The following is an 18,339-nucleotide window of genomic DNA, read 5'->3' as shown; positions in this document are numbered from 1 at the left end:
GAAGCCATGACCCATCCGAGGCAGCAGTCGCGTTCTCCGCTGGACGCCGACGCGGTGACCGCCAGGCTGGCCGGCCGGTGGCTGGTCCAGGCGGTGCCCGAGACCGGCTCCACCAACGCCGACCTGCTCGCCGCCGCGTCGACCGGCGCGCCGGCCGGCACCGTGCTGGTGGCCGAGCTGCAGTCGGGAGGGCGGGGACGGCTGGGCCGCAGCTGGGTGTCACCGGCCGGGGCGGGCCTGACCTTCTCGGTGCTGTTGCGGCCCGCCCCGCCGGTGGCGAGCTGGGGCTGGCTGCCGATGCTGACCGGGCTGGCACTGGCTCGCACGCTGGGCTCGGCTGCCCGGTTGAAGTGGCCGAACGACCTGCTGTTCGGGCCTCGGGGCGCCAAGGCGGCAGGGATCCTGGTGCAATCGGGTGAGGACGCGGTGGTCGTCGGGGTGGGACTGAACGTCTCGACCAGCCAGGCTGAGCTGCCGGTCGAGACGGCTACCTCGTTGTTGATCGAAGGCCACCGCGAGCTCGACCGCGCCGAGTTGCTGGTCGATTTTCTGAGCCGGTTCGACGGCCTGTACACCGCCTGGCAGGCGCACGGCGGGAACGCCGGATCGAGCGGGCTGGCCGGCGGGTACCGGGCCGTCTGCGCGACCCTGGGCAGTGAGGTGTCGGTAGACCTGGGCAGCCACACCCTGTTCGGCCGGGCGCTGGATCTCGATGACGGCGGCCGGCTGCTGGTGCGACCCACCGGCGGCGGGGCGGTGGTGCCGGTGGCTGCCGGAGATGTCACCCATGTGCGATAGTTACTAACATCAACCCTACAAGCGGGGTTGGATTGCGGGGGTCGTGCCGATGCCTTATCCAGAGAAGTTGATCAACGAGGATGAAGAGGTCGTCGAGCACCTTCATCCGCACTGGTTGACGCTGGTTCCGGCGGTGCTGGCATTCCTCGTTGTCTGCGCGTTGACCGGCGTGGGCCTGGCCTTCCTGCCGGACGGGCAGGACGACGCGAGCGTCCGGCAGGGCCTGCTGCTGGCGCTGCTGGCCCTGGCGCTGGTGCTGGTGACCTGGTTGACCCTGGCGCCGATCATCCGCTGGCGTTGCACCCACTACGTGATCACCAACCGTCGGGTGCTGATCCGGCGCGGGGTCTTCCACCACTCCGGACGCGACATCACGCTGGGCCGGATCAGCGATGTGGCCTACGAGCAGAGCCTGTGGGACCGGATCTTCCGCTCCGGCACCCTGCACATCGAGTCCGCCGGTGAGAACGGGCAGGAGACGTTGGTCAACATTCCCGGGGCCAATGACGTCCAGCAGACCCTGAACCGGCTGATCGAGGCCGACACCAGCCGGCGCGAGTATCCGCGGCTGCCCCAGGCCTGAGACGGCTAGGTCAGCTGGCCCCGGCCGGCTTGGCGGCGGCCGCCGGCTCAGGTTCGGCGGCTGTTGCCGGTTGCAGCGCGCCGGATTCGGCGCCGGTCAGGGTCGTGAGCATCTGACGGACGGTGGCCAGTTGGACGTTGATGCTGTCCCGGCGCTGGGTGGCGGCGGCCAGTTCGCGTTCTGACTCCGACCGGATCGCCTCGGCCCGGGCCACCGCCTCGGCGACCAGCTGCTCGGCCTTGCGCTCGGCTTCGGCGATCAGGCCGGCGGTGTCACGGGCGGCGTCGGCCGCGGCGCGGTCAGCCTCGGCCCGTAGCTGGTCGGCGTGCTCACGGGTGATGCCCAGCTGCCGCTCGGCGATCGCGGTGCGCTGCCCGAGATCGTGTTCGGCCTTGTTCCGGCGCTGCACGAGCGCCTGCTCGAAGTCGCTGGCGGCCTGCGCCGCCTGCGCGCGCTGGCCCTCGTAGACGGCTTCGGCCTCGGCCCGGCGAGCGGCGGCGTCCCGAGTGGCCTCGTCGATGATCTGGTCGGCGCCGCGCTGGGCTTCCTCGAGCACCAGGGCCGCGCTTCGGTCGGCCGCGGTTCGGGTCTGCTCTGCGTAGCGATCGGCGTCAGCCATGGTTCGGGCACTGGCAGCGTCCAGCTCGAGAAGTCGCCGGCTCGCCTCGGCCGCCGCGGCGTTGCGGAGCGCGTCAGCCTCCTCGTTGGCCAGCGTGAGGATCTGCCCGATGCGGACGCCGAGATCGCTGAAGCTCGGCCGGCCCGGATGCGAGCTGGCCTCGGCGGCTTGCCGGGCAGCCGCCTCGGAGCTGGTCAGCTCCTGGACCTGGCGGGTCAGCTCGGCCACCTGCCGCTCGGCGGTCTCCGCGGCGGCTGTCAGCTCAGCCAGTCGTCGATCGACCTCGACGGGTTCGTAGCCGCGCATGACCGTCCGGAACGCTTCGCTGCTGCTCTGGGTCATCCGCGGCCCTCATCATCTGCTCGAGTAAGAATTGGCTTTCATCCTCCTCGCCCTCTTCGGCTGCCGTCGCCGCGTCGGCCGGCTGCTCCTCGGCGGTCTCGTCCCGGTCAGCCCAGTTCCAGATCGGCCCGGTCGCGGCTGTCCCCGCGCTGAGCAGTCCCGACCGTTCCAGTCCCGACCGTTCCAGTCCCGACCGGTCCAGTCCCGACCCTGGCGACACGCTGCCGACCGGCTCAACACCGACCGGGCCAGCGCCGACCGGCTCACTCGTCTCCTGCGGCCACCCCTGGTCGCCGGCCAGGGCCTCGATCACCCCTGACAGCTGGCCCAGTTCGGCGGCGATGGCGTTGCGCCGCTCGGTCAGCAGCGCGACCTCGGCCCGCGCCTCGGTCAGCAACTGGTGGGCCAGGACTCGGATGTCATCGGCCTCGGCGCGGGCGTTGCTGACCGCCAGGTTCGCTTGGGCCTTGGCCGCGCGCCGCAACTCATACATCTCCCGCTGCGACTGGCCGACCTGCTCGGCCACCTGCTCCCGAACCGCGCGGGCGCCGGCCTCGGCCTCGGCCAGCCGCCGCTCGGCACGGTCGTGGCGGCCGGCGGCGAGTTCCTCCGCCTGGGCGATCATCACTTCGGCCTGCTGGCGGGCCCGAGCCAGGATGGCTGCCGACTCGCTCGCCACCTCGGCCAGTCGCCGGCTGTTGCTGTCGGCGGCGGCCTGGATGTCGTGCTCCAGTTCGGCGCGTCGCTGGCGCAGGTTGGCCGACGCCGACGCCAGCACACCGCTGAGCCGCAGCCGCGTCCGGCGCAGCGCCGCGGCGGCCTCGGCATGCGCCTGGCCGCGGATCCGGCCGGCTTCCAAGGCCGCGGTGTCGACCAGGCCGGTCACGACCTGCTGCGCCCAGGTGGTCTGCTCGGCGGCGGCAGCCAGTTCACGGGTGGCCTGCTGCCGGGCGTCATCCAGTACGGCTGCCGCCTGCTCGGTGGCCGCGAGCCGGTGGGTTGCCACTTCTCGTTCGGCGTCGGCCAGGCGGTCCTCAGCGGCGGTCAGTAGCAGAGCCGCCTGCTGCTGTGCCTGGTCGAGCACGGTGGCTGCCTGCTGGTCCGCCGCGGTCCGGACGGCGGCGGCTTCGGCCTGCGCTACGGCCAGCAGTTCGCGCAGCTCGCGCTCGTGCTCGCCCCAGGATCGAGTCAGATCCGCCGCGAGGTGGGCATGGCGTTGTTCTGCTTCGCGCTGGGCGCCGAGCAGGATCTGCTCAGCCTGCGCCCGGAACGCGGCGGCGGCCTGCTTGGCCTGCTCCTGCTCGTGCTCCGCTTCGGCGTGAGCCTCGGCGAGAATGTGTTCAGCGGTCTGCTCGGCGGCCGCTCCGACCAGCATCGCCTGGTGGGTGGCGTCGCGGATCAGCGTTTGAGCTTCTTCGTGAGCTTCGTTCAGCCGGGCCCGGGCGGCGGCCTGTTCGTGTCGGGCGGCGGCCAGCGCGTCCTCCAGCGCCACCCGGACGGGATCGGGTCCATCGACGCCGATCCGGTCTGGCGCCGGCCGGGTGTCATGAGGGGTTGGCTCGACGCGGGCATCACCCGGTGCCGAGTCTTCCCCCATGCCAGAGATAGTCGCAGAAGTTTGCCACCAGACCCGTGTTTGCCGAGCCAATCCGGGGGTGCGTCGCGACAGGTGTTGTGGACAAGCGGCGATGCGCGCGGGCATGCTCGCGCGCATGTCCTTCGTCGCCCATCCCCGCGATCCTGACAATCCAGCCGGCGTCCCGCCCGCTCCCCTGGAACTGGCTTTCTTCTCGGTGCGAGAGGTGAAGGAGCGGCTGCCCCCGGATCGCGCCCGCCGGGCACGCTTACCGCTCTGGCAGCTCAGACAGCCCTATGGCTATGTCGCCAAGGACGGCCGGTACTTCGTGGTGCCCGCGCACACCAGCAGTATCGACGCACCCGGCCAGAGCACCGATCTGACCTCAGTACCCGGTTTTCTGTGGGGGATTCTCGGTCCCTATGGCCAGCACCTGCGCTCAGCGCTGCTGCACGACCACCGCTGCGAGGTTGCCAAGCACCCCTGCCTGGCCCATCCCGAAGATCGCGACGCCGCCGGCCGGCCGGTCCCGCCCGGCCGGACCCCGGTGCAGATCCGCGCCGAGGCAGACGATCTCTTTCGCGAGGCGCTGCGTTGTGAAGGCGTCGGCCCGGCGCGCAGGTGGATCTTCTGGGCCGGTGTGTCCTTCGGGCGATTTTTCAACTACAGCAAGTGGCTTGCCATCGAGCTGGTGGCGCTGGTGTTCGCCGTGGCGATCGTCGGCCTGCACGCGCTGACCGTCGCCCTCGGCGGCGGGCCGCCGCGCCTGGACGGCTGGCTGTCGGACTGGCCCTTCTGGTTGGCGGTGCTCGGCCTGGTGGTGCTGATGGCGGTGTTGAAACGCCGGGCGCTGATAATCACCGTTCCGGCCAGCCTGGTCGCGATCGTGGCCTGCCTGGCCGGCGCCGGGCCGGGTGCGTCGCCGGCGCCGCTGCACTCCCTCAACTGGCATGCGGCGGTGGCCGGCGGGCTGCTGCTCGCCGCGCTCGCGGTGGGGGTGCTCACCGACGTGCGGGTCGCCCTGATCGCGATGGTGCTCGCGCCGCTGCTCCTGCCGGTGGTGCTGCTCACCACGCTGGCTCAGATCACGCTGGCGCTGCCGGATCTGATCAGGTGGGCCGCGGGTGGCTACCGGGACGACGAGCCGGTGGTCGGGCCGACACTCGGCCCGCCGAAGTAGCCCGCCCCGACGGCTGGCTGACGCCGGGCGGTCAGGCCTCGATCGGCCCCTTGGCCGCGGCCGGGTCGAGCACCCGGGCCAGGAACGAGCGGGTGCGCTCCTGCCGCGGGTTGGCGATCACCTGCTCCGGACTGCCTTCCTCGACCACCACGCCGCCGTCCATGAACACCACCCGGTTCGCGACCTCGCGGGCGAAGCTCATCTCGTGCGTCACCACCATCATGGTCATGCCCTCGGCGGCGAGGTCACGCATGACCGCCAGCACGTCGCCGACCAGTTCGGGGTCCAGGGCCGAGGTGGGCTCGTCGAACAGCATCACGTCCGGGCCCATCGACAGCGACCGGGCGATCGCCGCGCGCTGCTGCTGGCCACCGGACAGCTGCGCCGGATAGGCGTGGGCCTTGTCCGACAGCCCGACTTTCGCCAGGTTGGCATTGGCCAGTTGCTCGGCCTGGGACTTCGACCGGCGCAGCACCCGGCGCTGGGCGATGGTGAGGTTCTCGAGCACGGTCAGGTGCGGAAACAAATTGAACGACTGGAAGACCATGCCGATCCGGCGCCGGACCGCGTCGATGTCGACGTCCGGGTCGGTGATCTCGACGCCGCCGACGAAGACCTCGCCCGACTGCGGCTCCTCGAGCAGGTTGATGCAGCGCAGCAGCGTCGACTTGCCCGAGCCGGACGGCCCGATGACGCACACCACCTCACCGCGGGCGACGTGAAAGTCGATGCCGCGCAGCACGTGGTTCGAACCGAATGACTTGTGCAGGGCGCGGACGTCGATCGCGGCGTCCTCGCGGCTGCGGCCGGTGTCGGTGTCGGCAGTGGCCGGGTCGAGACTCATGCGTTCGCCTTCGCGTTGCGGGCCTCGAGCCGTCGTGCGAGGTAGCTCAGGGGAATGGTGATGACCAGGTAGCACAGGCCGGCGATCAGGATCGGGGTGATGTTGGCCTTGGTGCTGGCCAAGTCGCGGCCGAACTTGGTGAGCTCGCGCTCGCCGAGCTGCACGCCCAGAAAGAGCACCAGGCTGCTGTCCTTGAACAGCAACACCAGCTCGTTCGTCAACGGCGGCACGATGATGCGAAAGGCCTGCGGAATGACGATGCTGATCATCGCCCGGCTGCTCGACATGCCCAGTGACCGGGCAGCCTCGCGCTGGCCGCGCGGTACGGCCTGGATCCCGGCGCGCACGGTCTCGGCCATGTAGGCCGCTGACACCAGCGCCAACGCCAACGCGACCTTGCCGACGGTGCCGCCCGGGATCTTGGCGCCGGGGAACGCCAGCGGCACCCCGATGCCCACGAAGATGAAGATGAGCAGCGCCGGCAGGCCGCGGAATACCTCGACGTAGGCCGCCGCGAGCCAGCGGTAGGGCGGCACCGACGACAACCGCATCAGGGCCAGCAGCACGCCCAGCACCAGCCCGGCGGCGAAGCCGGTCATGGTGTAGATGACAGTGTTCTTCAGCGCCACCGTCAGTACGCCGGGGAACATCTCGCGGGCGATCTCGCCGCGGGCGAAGTTCTGCCGCAGCGTCTCCCAGTCGGCCAGCGAGGCCAGCAGGACCAGCACCGCCACGAACACCGTGTACTGGACGCCCAGGCTGAGCCGGCGGCGCTGCCGGCGGGTCAGCCGTGACCGGGGCGCGCCGGGTTTACCGCCGGGCTTGCTGCCAGGCGTGGTTTCGGCGCTGGAGGTGCTGGTGGCCATGGGCATCCGTTCGCGGCAGGTCCCGGCGGGCGAGATGCGCGCCCACCGGGACCTCCAGTCCGAGGTCAGCTAGCCGGCTTGGCGCCGATCCACTTGGTGTAGATCGAATCGTAGGTGCCGTCGCTCTTCGCCTTGGCAAGGGCCGCGTTGATCTTGGCGAGCAGCTCGTCGTTGCTGTCCTTCTTGACCGCGAAGCCGTACTGCTCGCCGGTGTCGAGGTTGGCAACGACCTCGTAGTCGGAGTTGGCCGGGTCCTTGAGCCAGCCGTTGACCACCGGCAGGTCCTGCACGATCACTTCCACCTGGCCGCTGCGAAGGCCGTTGAGCTCGGCGTCGGAGGTCTCGAACGACACCGGGTCGATGCCCTTGCCCTTTACGTAGTCCTCGCCGGTGGTGGAGGCCTGCGAGCCGAACTTCTTGCCCTTGGCCGTCTCGAGGGAGGTGATGCCCGAACCCTTCTTGGCCAGCAGCGCCTGGGTGGCGTCGAAGTACGGCTCGGAGAAGTCGAGGTTGGCCTTGCGCTCCTCGGTGATCGTCATGCCGGCCGCCGCGACGTCGCACTCGCCGGCGTTGAGGGACGCACCGGTCTTGATGTTCTCGAACGGGGTGTCGACGATCCCCTGCTTGACGCCGAGGTCCTTGGCGACCAGGTCGATGAGGTCGACGTCGAAGCCGACCACCTTGCCGTCCTGCGCGGACTGGAACGGCGGGTAGGGCAGGTGCGTGCAGGTCGTGAGCTCGCCCGCCTTGATGAGTTTGATGCCGCTGTCCTTGCCGGCGTCGGTGGGCTCGTCGTCGCTGCTTCCGCAGCCGGCGAGCAGGACGAGCGCGCAGACGGCGATGGCCGCGCGCGCCATGAACGTACGGTGCATGGATGCTCCCGGGGTGCGTTAGGAAAGGGCCATCCTTGCATCAGGAGGCGCTTTCGGCCGGCAGGTCCGCCAGATGTCTGTGCGAGTGTTGCGCGCTTTATCCCCAGTATTTTGCCCAACGTCACCAGCTCCTTTGTATACACGCCAGGCGGACAGGAAACGCTTCTACCGGCTAGCGTCATTCGCTTAACCGACACGGCCACGGGGGTTGTGCCACCGGCGCGCGTTGCGGCTTTCCGCGTCCGACGGATGTGGAGATTCGCTGGGAGGGTGCGTTTCACATGAAGCTGTTGCACATCATCGCCACGCCACGAGCTGCCCGATCGAGCACCCTGCAGGTCTGAACGCGTTCCTGCAGCGCCTGCAGAGCAAGCGGCCGGAGTCGGAGGTGCGCTCCCGGGACCTGTTCGCCGAGGAGCTGCCCCCGGTCGACGGCCAGAACATGGATTCGAAATACCGGCTGATGGTGGGCCGGCCCATCGATCCCGACCACGCCGAGTCCTGGACGCACATCGAGGCGCTGATCGAGGAGTTCCTGGCCGCCGACCTCTACCTGGTCACCGCGCCGATGTGGAACTTCAGCATTCCGTACGCGCTCAAGTACTACATCGACGCGATCGTCCAGCCCCGTTACCTGTTTGCCTACAACGAGCACGGCGTGCCGGTCGGCCTGGTGCACGGCAAGAGAATTGTGTGCATCACCAGCCGAGGCGGGGATTATTCGCTGGAGAGCCCGATGCATGCCTTTGACGCCGAGGAATCATATCTGCGCCAAATATTTGGGTTCGTGGGAATAACCGACTTTCATTGCGTGAACGCGCAGCCAATGGATCAGTCACCCACCGTGCGCGCCGCGGCGATCGAATCCGCCAAGCAGGCGGCCTGTTCGCTGGCCGACGAGCTCGCCGACGCCTACACCCCGGCCTAGGGCGCGCCGGGCGCCTCAGCTATTAGATTCCACCCATGACCGTTCCCCAGATGTATGTCTCGGTGTCGCGCCTACGGGTAGCGGTTGACCGCTCCGATGAGCTGATCGCGGCCTTCACCCAGCGTGCGGGCCTGGTCGAGAATCATGATGGCTTCGTCGATCTGCAGGTCTGGCGTTCTGACCGCGACCCGGCTGAGGTGCTCATGGTCAGCAGGTGGCGTGACCGAGACTCCTTCAAGGCTTACATGAAGAGCGAAGACCACCGAGTGTCCCACGCGCGGATGGACCCCGGTTTGAAGAACGCGATCAAGCTCGAACGGCTTGAGCACCTGCAACAGACCTATGAGGTGGTCGCTCAGTGAGCGCACGCGCACTGCTGCCACCCAGCGGCGGCGACGCTGCGCCCCTGTCAGCTGTCCTCGCTGATGGCCAGCCGTTGGATCTCGTCGTCCTGGCCACCGAGATCTGCCGCCGCTACCGCGAGGAGTTTCCTGACGAGGAGCAGCGGTACGCAGCGGCCGGCAACGCCTGGTGTGTCCACGACAACCAGCACCTGCTGAGCTGGGCCGTCGAGGCGGTCAACGACGAGAGTGACATGAGAGACGATGTCGCGTGGTTGGCCAGCGTGCTGGAGTCACGTGGTTTTCCGGTCGAACGACTAGCGCGAAATCTTGACCTTGCCGGCGACCTCGCCGGTGAGCGGATCGCTGGACAGGGCAGTGATCGGGTGTCGGGCGTTCTCAGGGACGCAGCCGAATTCGTCAGGTCCTACGGCAGCTTTCGCGACTGGGTCTTGGTGACCTGACCGGGGGCAGACTTGATGAGAGACGCCAACCTGACCTCGACCGGCACTCGGAGGTCCTCGAGGATCTGCGGAGCCTGCCACACGGTGAGATAGGCGTCGCGGGTGGCGCGGTAGGCGTCGTCTCCCGAGGTGGCCGCCCGCAAGGCGTAGGCGTAGACGATGGCCGAGGTCGCGTCATACAGCTCCATCAGGGCGACCGAGTCACCTCCCTGCAGTCGGGAGGCGATCTCGGCGTGCCAGCGTCGCGACCGGATTGTGGCCGACATGGGTGTCAATGCCTGGGAGCGCAGTGCAGGGAGGTGTGTGGGCCGGGCAGGAACGTGCGCCGGCCGGACGCTGTTCCGGTCTCGGTCCCGGGGGCGACCGGGGGCGCCATCGCGGTGAGACCGGCGGGCAGCTCGAGCACTCCGGCGTCGACGACGTCCACGGCGATGTCATGAATCTTGCGGTGACTGTGCTGGCTGACTCGACGCAGGAGGTCAAAAGCGTGGTCGCCGGTCAGCTTGTGGTTGGCCATGATGATTCCGATGGCGATGCCGATCTGGCGATTGGTCGTCAACGCGACGCCGAGGTTGTCGACCTTGGTCTGCAGGGCCGTCGCCAGCTCGGCGAGGCGCTCGCGCTCGATCAACGTCACCGCTCGCTCGACGACGAGTTGAGCGAGCACGCGATGGCTGGGACCGGGACGCTCCGTGTGGAAGGCCAGCGTCAGCACGCCCTGGTAGTCGAGGACGCCTTCGGTGCTCATGCCGAGTATCGGGGTGAGCACCGCATCGTGGCTGACTACCTGCCTGCCTGCCATCGCCTCCCTGACCAGGGCGGAATCCTCCGGGTCGGCCGCGCTCCACGGCCATTTGGTCAGGTAGGCCTGCTGGTCAGCGGTCTTGAGAGCGACAGTGGCCGCATCGCAGATCAGGGGCACGCACAGCCGGGCGAGGCTGGTGAACACGACCGCGGGTTCGGCAGAAGCCACCAGGCCATCCAGGGCCCGGAGGATCGACCCCAGGTCCGAGCCCGCCTCAGCGGACGAGCGGTGCTCGAGAAAGTGCGCGGGTTGAGTGCTCATGGCAAGCCTCCGGGTGTAGTTCCAGTCGATGCCAGCTGGCGCCGTGCTGAAGTGGGGTTCAGCGTCGGGCGTCCTGCTGTGCCCCTCTGAATGGTGCCCCGAAGCGGTGGTCAAAAGCCGTTCTCAAACTATGCATCGTGGTTCTTACCCGATCGATCCCTTGTTGGCGCCGCCGCGCGCTCGTGAGGATGGGTGGGCCAACCACCGAGAGGAATCCCGTGTTCTGCCTTCCCGCCGCGCCGCCGCCCTACGGCCGCCGCGACGAGGCGCGCTAGATGGGTCAACAGCAGCCCCTACGGGGAACCCCAACCGGCCCGGCCGAGCTGCCCGCGGAGTTCGCCGACCGGTTTCTGCGGGCGTTCCGGCGCGATGATCCGACGACGATGCGACGGGTGCTCGAACAGGCCACCGAAGCATGTGGCTTGGGCGGCTGCCTCGACGATGTGCTGCTGCCGGGGATGCGCGCCATCGGAGCCCTCTGGCAGAGCGGGCAGTGCGGCATCGAGAAGGAGCGGCTGGCCACCGAATGCGCGCGGGCGTGGCTGCAGAGTCACGAGGTACTGGTGCCCGCACCTGATCGGGGCCCACCCGTGGTGCTGGCCTGCGGGCCGACCGACCAGCACAGCCTCGCCCTGGAGGCGCTGGGCATCCTGCTGCGCTACGAGGGGCAGGAATGCCGCCTGCTCGGGGCCCGGGTGTCCACCAGAGCGCTCGTCACGGCCATCCGAGCCAGCCTTCCCGCGGCTGTCGTGATCGTGTCGCATCTACGCGCCAACCGTAACCGCGCCGCTGAATCGCTTCGCCTGGCCCACGAACAGGTACCCGAACTGTTCTACGCCGGGGACGCCTTCGCGACCGCCAGACTGCGACGCAACCTCCCCGGGACCTATCTCGGAACCCGGCTGCAGACCGCGTCCTCGCTCATCCTGCGATCAGCGGCCAGGACGGAACCTGCGAGCTGAGCATCGGATAGACGCTGGCACGTCCGCGTGCGAAGCTGGGCGGGTTCCACCTCATACGCCGGTCCCCCTCTTCTTCGACGGACACCCCGATGAGCAGCACCCCGAGCGGCCCACCACCAGACGGGTCCAACAGATCCGCCGGGTCCGGACTGATGCCGGTTTCCGACGGTGACGAGGAGCCGCACAACGCGTTTCCCGGTGTGCCGATCGCCGAGGCGGCGCGCCAGCTCGGGGTGCCCATGCCGACGCTGCGCTCCTGGGAACTGCGCTACAACATGCCTGAGACGGTCCGCGGCGTGGGCAAGCACCGCCGGTACTCCACCGCGGAGCTGCACGGCCTCCGGCTGATGCGCGATGAGATAGCCCGGGGCAAGCGGGCCAGCCAAGCCGCCCAGTCGGTGCGCGAGTTGCTCCGGCTCACCGGCACCGCCAGCGAGTTCGTCAACGACGTGCTGGCCGCGTCCAAACGCTCGGACCCGGTCGCGGTGCGCGCGCCCCGGACCCGGGCCCAGGGCGCCCTGGGCCTGGCGGCCTGCCTGGACGACGTGCTGCTGCCGGCGATGCGGCAGGTCGGGCTGTGGTGGCAGACCGGGCGTTGCGACGTGGAACAGGAACACCTCGCCACCGAGGCATCGCGGGCCTGGCTGGAGACCCTGGCCGCCTATGCCCCGGCGCCTGCCCGGCCGACACCCATCGTGCTGGCGTGCGGGCCGACCGATCTGCACACCATCGGGTTGGAGGCGCTGGCGACCCTGCTTCGCTACCAGCAGTGGACCGTTCGCCTGCTGGGGGCCAAGACCTCCGTACCCGCTCTGGAGACCGCGATCCGAGCGACCGGCGCCGGGGCTGCCGTCATCGTCTCGCACCTCAACTCCGGTCGCGCCCGCGCCATCCAATCACTGCACGCCGCGAACGTCCTGGGCGTCGAGGTGTTCTACGCGGGCAACGCCTTCACCTCGACCCGAAGCCGCCGCAACCTGCCCGGCACCTACCTGGGCACGCGGCTCCAGGACGCGTGCAAGCTGATCGACAGCGCGCTCGGCTGATCGAACGTGCGCCGCCGGCGCGTGGGTCAGGTGGGCTGCTGACCGTCCGGATAGCCGTATTCCTCGTCGGTGACCAGCTCGCCCCAGGTGGTCTCCTCGCCATCGGGGTCGCCGTCCCAGATCACGGTGTGCGCCATGAATTGGTCAGGTGCGGCGCCGTGCCAGTGCCACTCGCCCGGCGAGGCCCAGACGGCGTCGCCGGGGCGCAGGACGGCGACCTCGCGGCCGCGGGACTGGGTCAGGCAGATCCCTTCGGTGACGTGCAGGATCTGCCCGTAGGCGTGGGTGTGCCAGGCCGTCCGCGCGCCCGGCGCGAACCGGACGGTGTTGACCCGGAGCCGCGAGGGCTCCTGGCCCCGGGCGATGACGTTGAGGTGCACGTCACCGGTGAACCACTGGGGCGGGCCCTTGATGGTCGGCTGCTTCTGCAAGATCTGCACGGTGTCTCCTTCAGAGCTGTCGCGATATCGACTAGAGGGGCAGAACCCCGTCCGGCGATACCGCGGGCCGACCAGCGGTGTGCTGTCCTCACCGCGCCGGCCAAAGGGCTCTCAGCGCACCGCCAAGTCATCGAACTGCCAAGTCATCGAACTGCACCGACTTCACCCCGGTGTTGGCGCTGCCCCGGTTGAGCGAGACGAATAACTGACCCGCCGTGGTGACGGACGTGTCCGTCACGCTGGCGCGCCAGGCTGCCGGTTCGACCTGACCATCTGCCCAGATCTTGTACTGGATGGTCGAACCGGACACCCGCAGCCTCAACCACTGGCGTCCGGAACCCACCTGCTGGGCGCCGCTGGTCGTGTTGAGGTTCGTGGTGGTTCCGGCGACCGTCTTCTTGATGGTGACCGACGAGGAGTTCGACGCCAGTTCCAGGCCGTAACCGGTGGTGGGGCGGTAGCCGTTGCGCCACCCGCCCGAGCCGCGGACGAAGACGCTGAGATAGCCGACCGGCGTGCCCGCGTTCCAACGGTAGGAGAGGGTGGTGTCGCTGTCGGCCCGGGCGGTCAGCCCGGTCAGCTGCGCTCGGGCGTACGCGCCGGCGGTGTCGCTCACCGCCAATTGCCCGGTGCCTCCTTGCCTGGTCACGCTGCCCGAGACCGCGCCGGAGGCCCAGGCCGGCCCCCACACCGAACCGTCAGCGCCGGTCCACGTCTCGGAGAACGACGTGTCGGCCGCGGTGGTGACGCCAAGGGTGTTTCCGGCCGGCCCGACGTTGCCGGCGGCGTCCAGCGCCTGGACCGTGTAGGAGTAGGTCGTCGCCGGTGCGAGGCCGGTGTCGGTGAAGCTCAGGCCGGTGACCGTGCCTGGCAGGACCGTCCCGTTGCGGGTCAGGCGGTATCCGGTCACGGCTACGTTGTCGTTGGCCGCTCCCCAGTGCAGGGTGAGTTGGGTGGTGCCGACGGCCGACGCCGTCAGGGCGCCTGGCGACGAGGGCGGCGTGGTGTCCGGTGGCGGGCTGGTGGTGGAGTTGACCTTTCCGGGTGTTCCGGTCACAGCGGAGTTGGCCGTCCAGCTGGAGGCCAGCGCGTTGTCGCTGGACCAGTCCTGCAGTTCCAACGACGGGCCCGCGCCGGCGGCCGCGGCGGGCCAGGGATCGGCGGCGGAGTAGGTCACCGTGTCGACGACGCGCTCGCCCTGACGCAACGTGAGCGTCCCGCCGGCGTCGTCCAGGCTCGTGGCGTACTGGCCGGCGACGAACCTGCCCCCGCCCGGATAGGCCGCCCGGAACGAGGTGTCCTTCTTGACCACGACGGCGTAAGCCTGCGGCAGCAGCACCGTGCCGGGCTGGATGGTCAGTCCGGCGCCGTCGAGTGTCCAGCCGGAGATGTCGACGGACTCGCTGGGGGAGGGGTTGTACAACTCCACGTACTCGGCGTCGGCCGCCCCGGCGGGCTGATACATGATCTCGTTGATGACCACCTCGGGAGCCGAGGACTGCGATGCCGGCACCGGCTTGCCCGCTCCGGAGTTGGCGCTCACCACATTGCGCCGGTCGGTCACTCCGGTCACGAAGTTGGCGCGCGAGGCGCTGGGCGTGTAACCGCCCCAGAGCGCGCGGTCGAGGTTCCAGTCGCTCAGGTACGGCCCGCTGATGGCGTCCCACTGCTGTTCATAGCTGGGTGGCGTCAGCAACTGGTCGGCCAGCGTGCGAAGACGCCGGTGGAACATCTCGCGCAGATCGGGATAGCCCAGCATCGCCCTGGTGAAACGGTTCGAGGTGTCGGGGGTGAGGAACTCGCCCTTGCCGTCGATGGCGTCGGTGGTGAAGGTCCAGTTGAGGTCCCAGTGCCACATCTCCCACCGGCCGGTGCCCTCGGTGTCCCTGGCGACCCACCAGTTGTACCAACCGGAGTCCGCATGCCGCATAACACTGTTGATGGCCATGTAGTTGATCATCACGGGGACGTTGACGTTCTGGTCGATCCAGGCGCGCTGGGTGGTCGAGGCCGGGGCGTCGAGGAACTGGCTGAGTGTCCAGACGTCGGTGTAGTCCTCGTCCTCCCTGGTCTTCTTGTCCAGCCACGGCTCGGGCTGGCACAGGGGGCAGCCGGCGGAGGTGGTGGCAGCGAGCACGGCCGGTGACGAGGTCCTTGCCAGCGAGCCGCCCTCACCCTTGTAGATGGACCACTTGGAGACGCCCTGGGCGTCTCGCCAGTCGCCGTCCTCGAGCTCCATGACCTTGCCGACGCTCCAGAACTGACCGTTGCGCTGGGTGCGGACCGGCAGGATGGCCAGCCGGCGGGCGCCCGCGGCGCCGACGGTGTTCCAGGAGACGTCGGCCAGTGGCTCGGCTTCGCCCATGATGGCGAACTCGTCCAGCGGGTACGGCAATCTCGCGCCCATGTCGAAGTCGTGCCCCGAGGGCATCTCGACCTTCCAGGCCACCTTGGGACGCGCGCGGCTGGTGTTGCCCCGAATCCGCATCGCGACGTTGTCATAGACGATTCCGTCGTAGGAGATCACCGCCGGCCCGGTCACGTTGTCGTAGCGGTGGTTGGCCAGCAGGTCGTTGTAGACCGCGTCCTCCATGAACCACTCCACGACCGGCAGGTTGGTGCTCACGGCCGGGTTGCGGACCACGAAGCCGGCGTAGTTCACGGTGTCGCCCGCAGCCGGGTAGGAGAAACCCTGATCGTCTCCGGCCGTGGCGTCGATGCGGTACCTGACCAGGTTGCCGGCCGGCTGCCCGGGGATGGTCGCTGCGAACATGCCGTCGCCGCTGCCACCAGGGCTGGCGGCGTCATCGAGCATGGGGACCTGCGCGTCCGCGGCGAACATGACCTTGTAGGACACGGTCGCGGTGGACCCGATCGGCAATCGCGCGGTGATCAGCACCGGCTCAGCCGGAGCGGGACGCTGAGGAGTCGCCTGGACCGCGGTCGCCCGGGGCGGTGGCGCGGTGCCGTCGAGTGAATTCACCGCACCCGGCGTCCCGCCGGTGACGGTGGAGGCGCCCCAGTTCTCGGCAAGGGTGTTGTCATACATCAGGCCACGCAGCTCGAGTGAGGGACCGGTGCCGTCGGGCGCGGGGGGCCAGGGCGCGGCATCGGCGTAGCTGACCGTGTCGATGACAGCGGCGTCGGCGTCGACCAGGGTGATCGTCTCGCCGCCGTTGCTCAGGTTTCCGGAGTAAGCGGCGACGGGCGCGAACCCGTACAACGACTGGAACCGCGCGGCGTCCTTGGCCACCACGGCATGGCCACCGGCGGGGATGGTGGTGCCCGCGGGGAGGACCACGGTGATCCCGGCTGTGAAACTCCAGCCGGAGACGTCGACCTCGGCGGCGCCGGTGTTGGTCAGTTCCAGGAAGTCGTCGGTGTCCAGGTCAGTGCCGGCGTGATAGTGCAGTTCTGAGATCACCACTCCACCCGGTTGGGCGAAGGCCGGCGTGTTGACGCTGAGCGCGCCCACGGCCATCGCGCCCGCCGCGATAACAGAAATGATCAGACGTGCGCGGCGCATTGCCATCGTGCTTCCCCCCGGTCGGTGCATCGAACATAGCGCCGAACACACATCGGGGGGCCGGTTTGAAATAGCCTGCTTTGAGTAGTCGATTCGCTACCGAATGCTTCTAGAAACATAGGGGCATACCGCGACGATAAGGGCCACGCGGCTCTTACAGCGCTCCTCGGGTGTGCGGGTCAAATGTCTGACTTGACGGGCTGGCGGTCACACCGGCTAGCGTGCATTCATGGACCTATTGCGCAAGAAGCGGGTTGAGGATCTGCTGTCCCAGGGCGCCGACGAAGGCACTGGCCTGCGAAAGCGGCTGGGACCGGTGGACCTGACCGGCTTGGGCGTCGGCGTGGTGATCGGCACCGGCATCTTCACGCTCACCGGGATCGAGGCGAAGAACCACGCCGGTCCGGCCGTGGTCATCTCGTTTCTCATCGCCGGCGCGGTGGCCCTGCTGGCCGGGCTCTGCTACGCCGAACTCGCCTCCGGAGTCCCCACCGCCGGCAGCGCTTACAGCTACGCCTATGTCAGCCTCGGCGAGCTTGTCGCGTGGATCATCGGTTGGGACATGATCCTGGAGTTCGCGCTGGGCGCCGCGGTGGTCGCCCGGGGCTGGTCGGGGTACCTGCAGAACCTCTTCTCGCTGCCGCCCTCGCTCTTCGGCGATGAGGCGACAGTCAACGTCGGGGCCATGGCGATCACGCTCGTGCTCGGCGTCGTCGCCGCACTGGGCATCAGGGAGTCCGCCAGGGTCACCAACGCGCTGGTGATCATCAAGGTGGCGATCTGCCTGTTCATCATCATCGCCGGCGCGTTCTTCGTGAAGCTGAGCAACTGGAGCCCCTTCGTGCCGGAGTCCGCGGGCTCCGTCAACGCCCCGCAGGGGTCGGAGCGGACTGTGGCGCAAGCCGTGTTCGGCCTGCCCCCGGAGGCGTTCGGCATCGGTGGCATTCTCACCGCGGCGGCCGTGGTGTTCTTCGCCTACAGCGGTTTCGAGGCGGTGGCGAACATGAGCGAGGAGACCCGCAAGCCGTCCCGGGACCTGCCACTGGGCCTGTTGGGAACGCTTGCCATCGCCACCGTCCTCTACATGGGGGTGGCGATCGTGGTCACCGGCATGGTGAGCTACGGCCAGCTCGATGTGGACTCGCCGCTGGCCTCGGCCTTCGACACGGTGGGGGCCAGCTGGGCAGGCACCCTCATCTCTATCGCCGCGGTCGCCGGCCTGACCTCGGTCATCCTGGTCTGCATCATCACCATGGGACGGATCGGTTTCGCGATGGCCCGCGACGGCTTGCTGCCCAGGTCGGTGGGCGCCATCCACCCCAGATTCGGCACCCCGGTGCGCATCACCGCCGCCATGACGGTCGCGGTGACCCTGCTCAGCGGCTTCGTCTCGCTGGAGTCCCTGGCCAACCTGGTCAGCATCGGGACGCTGTTCGCGTTCCTCATCGTGTCAGCGGCGATCCCGATCCTGCGCCGGACCGAAGCCGGGATCAAGCGCCCCTTCCGGGTGCCGTGGTCCCCGTTCATCCCCATCCTGTCCATGCTGGCCTGCCTCTACCTGATGACGAACCTGACCATCGCCACCTGGCTACGGTTCGCGGCGTGGTTGGCGCTCGGCCTGTTGATCTATCTGCTCTACGGATACCGCCATGCCCGGCTGTCCCAGGGCGGACGGTCCGCCGGCCCCGAAAAGGTCGGCCTGTCCAAGGGCGGAGCGCGCACCTGAGCCCGTCCGGGCTGACCGCTGTCCGTCGACGCGCCTGATCTGCCGTTCGGCTCGTTCCGGCACACTGCGATCCGGGATGTCACATTCGCGACCCCGGCGGTGCTGTAAGGGTATGGACCTGATTCGGCGAGGCGGAGCTGCGGCCTCGGCAGTCCTGGCG

18 protein-coding genes are annotated in these 18,339 nt (G+C 69.0%); 9 read left to right on the top strand and 9 right to left on the bottom strand.

Going from position 1 to position 18,339, the window contains the following annotated elements:
* The first annotated feature begins 6 nt into the window (after window positions 1-6).
* Window positions 7-798 (top strand): biotin--[acetyl-CoA-carboxylase] ligase, encoded by a 792-nt coding sequence (locus tag VF557_20515; protein HEX8082604.1) that lies wholly within the window; start codon window positions 7-9, stop codon window positions 796-798.
* A gap of 49 nt (window positions 799-847) precedes the next feature.
* Window positions 848-1,381 carry a PH domain-containing protein gene (locus VF557_20510; GenBank protein HEX8082603.1) on the top strand — a complete coding sequence of 178 codons (534 nt, stop codon included), beginning with the start codon at window positions 848-850 and terminating at the stop codon, window positions 1,379-1,381.
* 10 nt (window positions 1,382-1,391) lie between these two features.
* On the opposite strand, the gene VF557_20505 is transcribed toward VF557_20510, so the two are convergent.
* Together VF557_20505 and VF557_20500 are read right to left on the bottom strand one after the other, a co-directional pair.
* Window positions 1,392-2,342, bottom strand: a complete 951-nt coding sequence (locus VF557_20505; protein HEX8082602.1) for a hypothetical protein — start codon at window positions 2,340-2,342, stop codon at window positions 1,392-1,394.
* Window positions 2,263-3,939, bottom strand: coding sequence for a hypothetical protein (locus VF557_20500; GenBank protein ID HEX8082601.1), 1,677 nt, complete (start codon window positions 3,937-3,939; stop codon window positions 2,263-2,265). The genes VF557_20505 and VF557_20500 overlap by 80 nt, the downstream gene beginning before the upstream one ends.
* 115 nt (window positions 3,940-4,054) lie before the next feature.
* On the opposite strand from VF557_20500, the gene VF557_20495 reads away from it, so the two are divergent.
* A complete protein-coding gene (locus tag VF557_20495; GenBank protein HEX8082600.1) occupies window positions 4,055-5,098 on the top strand; it encodes a DUF1353 domain-containing protein in 1,044 nt (347 codons plus the stop codon).
* Between the two features lie 31 nt (window positions 5,099-5,129).
* Here VF557_20495 and VF557_20490 read toward each other — a convergent pair whose 3' ends face one another.
* From VF557_20490 to VF557_20480, 3 genes are all read right to left on the bottom strand, one after another.
* Entirely contained in the window at window positions 5,130-5,942 is an 813-nt protein-coding gene (locus tag VF557_20490; protein ID HEX8082599.1) for an amino acid ABC transporter ATP-binding protein, read from the bottom strand.
* Window positions 5,939-6,808: an amino acid ABC transporter permease gene (locus tag VF557_20485; protein ID HEX8082598.1), complete on the bottom strand. Its 870-nt coding sequence runs from the start codon at window positions 6,806-6,808 to the stop codon at window positions 5,939-5,941. The genes VF557_20490 and VF557_20485 overlap by 4 nt, the downstream gene beginning before the upstream one ends.
* 65 nt (window positions 6,809-6,873) lie before the next feature.
* Window positions 6,874-7,665 (bottom strand): transporter substrate-binding domain-containing protein, encoded by a 792-nt coding sequence (locus tag VF557_20480; GenBank protein HEX8082597.1) that lies wholly within the window; start codon window positions 7,663-7,665, stop codon window positions 6,874-6,876.
* 223 nt (window positions 7,666-7,888) lie between these two features.
* On the opposite strand from VF557_20480, the gene VF557_20475 reads away from it, so the two are divergent.
* The 3 genes from VF557_20475 to VF557_20465 are packed head-to-tail and all read left to right on the top strand — an operon-like array spanning window position 7,889 to window position 9,413.
* Window positions 7,889-8,608 (top strand): NAD(P)H-dependent oxidoreductase, encoded by a 720-nt coding sequence (locus VF557_20475; GenBank protein ID HEX8082596.1) that lies wholly within the window; start codon window positions 7,889-7,891, stop codon window positions 8,606-8,608.
* A gap of 50 nt (window positions 8,609-8,658) precedes the next feature.
* Window positions 8,659-8,970, top strand: a complete 312-nt coding sequence (locus VF557_20470) for an antibiotic biosynthesis monooxygenase (GenBank protein HEX8082595.1) — start codon at window positions 8,659-8,661, stop codon at window positions 8,968-8,970.
* Window positions 8,967-9,413, top strand: a complete 447-nt coding sequence (locus VF557_20465; GenBank protein ID HEX8082594.1) for a hypothetical protein — start codon at window positions 8,967-8,969, stop codon at window positions 9,411-9,413. The genes VF557_20470 and VF557_20465 overlap by 4 nt, the downstream gene beginning before the upstream one ends.
* Here the strand turns inward: VF557_20465 and VF557_20460 are convergent.
* Both VF557_20460 and VF557_20455 read right to left on the bottom strand, forming a co-directional pair.
* Entirely contained in the window at window positions 9,377-9,679 is a 303-nt protein-coding gene (locus VF557_20460; GenBank protein HEX8082593.1) for a hypothetical protein, read from the bottom strand. The genes VF557_20465 and VF557_20460 overlap by 37 nt on opposite strands.
* A 5-nt stretch (window positions 9,680-9,684) precedes the next feature.
* Entirely contained in the window at window positions 9,685-10,479 is a 795-nt protein-coding gene (locus VF557_20455; protein HEX8082592.1) for an ANTAR domain-containing protein, read from the bottom strand.
* A 275-nt stretch (window positions 10,480-10,754) separates the two neighbouring features.
* Here VF557_20455 and VF557_20450 point away from each other — a divergent pair, with 275 nt between their 5' ends.
* Both VF557_20450 and VF557_20445 read left to right on the top strand, forming a co-directional pair.
* The gene (locus tag VF557_20450; GenBank protein HEX8082591.1) at window positions 10,755-11,441 is read left to right on the top strand and encodes a B12-binding domain-containing protein; all 687 of its coding nucleotides are present in this window, start codon (window positions 10,755-10,757) and stop codon (window positions 11,439-11,441) included.
* A 152-nt stretch (window positions 11,442-11,593) separates the two neighbouring features.
* Window positions 11,594-12,487 carry a B12-binding domain-containing protein gene (locus VF557_20445; GenBank protein HEX8082590.1) on the top strand — a complete coding sequence of 298 codons (894 nt, stop codon included), beginning with the start codon at window positions 11,594-11,596 and terminating at the stop codon, window positions 12,485-12,487.
* Between the two features lie 26 nt (window positions 12,488-12,513).
* On the opposite strand, the gene VF557_20440 is transcribed toward VF557_20445, so the two are convergent.
* Complete coding sequence (locus VF557_20440; GenBank protein HEX8082589.1) at window positions 12,514-12,927, bottom strand: cupin domain-containing protein; 414 nt, start codon at window positions 12,925-12,927, stop codon at window positions 12,514-12,516.
* 127 nt (window positions 12,928-13,054) lie between these two features.
* Window positions 13,055-16,453: a lamin tail domain-containing protein gene (locus tag VF557_20435; GenBank protein HEX8082588.1), complete on the bottom strand. Its 3,399-nt coding sequence runs from the start codon at window positions 16,451-16,453 to the stop codon at window positions 13,055-13,057.
* A 229-nt stretch (window positions 16,454-16,682) separates the two neighbouring features.
* Between VF557_20435 and VF557_20430 the strand changes: the two genes are divergently transcribed.
* On the top strand, window positions 16,683-18,179 hold the full coding sequence (locus VF557_20430; protein ID HEX8082587.1) for an amino acid permease: 1,497 nt from the start codon (window positions 16,683-16,685) through the stop codon (window positions 18,177-18,179).
* The last annotated feature ends 160 nt before the right edge of the window (window positions 18,180-18,339 follow it).

This window comes from Jatrophihabitans sp., assembly GCA_036389035.1.
Lineage (GTDB): Bacteria > Actinomycetota > Actinomycetes > Mycobacteriales > Jatrophihabitantaceae > Jatrophihabitans_A.
This window is presented reverse-complemented; position numbering and strand designations above follow the sequence as displayed.

Bases quoted from the DNA above. Each gene is read 5' to 3' on its own strand.
- VF557_20455 (HEX8082592.1), bottom strand. From the start codon at position 10,479: ATGAGCACTCAACCCGCGCACTTTCTCGAGCACCGCTCGTCCGCTGAG.
- VF557_20510 (HEX8082603.1), top strand. From the start codon at position 848: ATGCCTTATCCAGAGAAGTTGATCAACGAGGATGAAGAGGTCGTCGAG.
- VF557_20505 (HEX8082602.1), bottom strand. From the start codon at position 2,342: ATGACCCAGAGCAGCAGCGAAGCGTTCCGGACGGTCATGCGCGGCTAC.
- VF557_20500 (HEX8082601.1), bottom strand. From the start codon at position 3,939: ATGGGGGAAGACTCGGCACCGGGTGATGCCCGCGTCGAGCCAACCCCT.
- VF557_20435 (HEX8082588.1), bottom strand. From the start codon at position 16,453: ATGCGCCGCGCACGTCTGATCATTTCTGTTATCGCGGCGGGCGCGATG.
- VF557_20485 (HEX8082598.1), bottom strand. From the start codon at position 6,808: ATGGCCACCAGCACCTCCAGCGCCGAAACCACGCCTGGCAGCAAGCCC.
- VF557_20495 (HEX8082600.1), top strand. From the start codon at position 4,055: ATGTCCTTCGTCGCCCATCCCCGCGATCCTGACAATCCAGCCGGCGTC.
- VF557_20450 (HEX8082591.1), top strand. From the start codon at position 10,755: ATGGGTCAACAGCAGCCCCTACGGGGAACCCCAACCGGCCCGGCCGAG.
- VF557_20445 (HEX8082590.1), top strand. From the start codon at position 11,594: ATGCCGGTTTCCGACGGTGACGAGGAGCCGCACAACGCGTTTCCCGGT.
- VF557_20460 (HEX8082593.1), bottom strand. From the start codon at position 9,679: ATGTCGGCCACAATCCGGTCGCGACGCTGGCACGCCGAGATCGCCTCC.
- VF557_20490 (HEX8082599.1), bottom strand. From the start codon at position 5,942: ATGAGTCTCGACCCGGCCACTGCCGACACCGACACCGGCCGCAGCCGC.
- VF557_20480 (HEX8082597.1), bottom strand. From the start codon at position 7,665: ATGGCGCGCGCGGCCATCGCCGTCTGCGCGCTCGTCCTGCTCGCCGGC.
- VF557_20430 (HEX8082587.1), top strand. From the start codon at position 16,683: ATGGACCTATTGCGCAAGAAGCGGGTTGAGGATCTGCTGTCCCAGGGC.
- VF557_20515 (HEX8082604.1), top strand. From the start codon at position 7: ATGACCCATCCGAGGCAGCAGTCGCGTTCTCCGCTGGACGCCGACGCG.
- VF557_20470 (HEX8082595.1), top strand. From the start codon at position 8,659: ATGTATGTCTCGGTGTCGCGCCTACGGGTAGCGGTTGACCGCTCCGAT.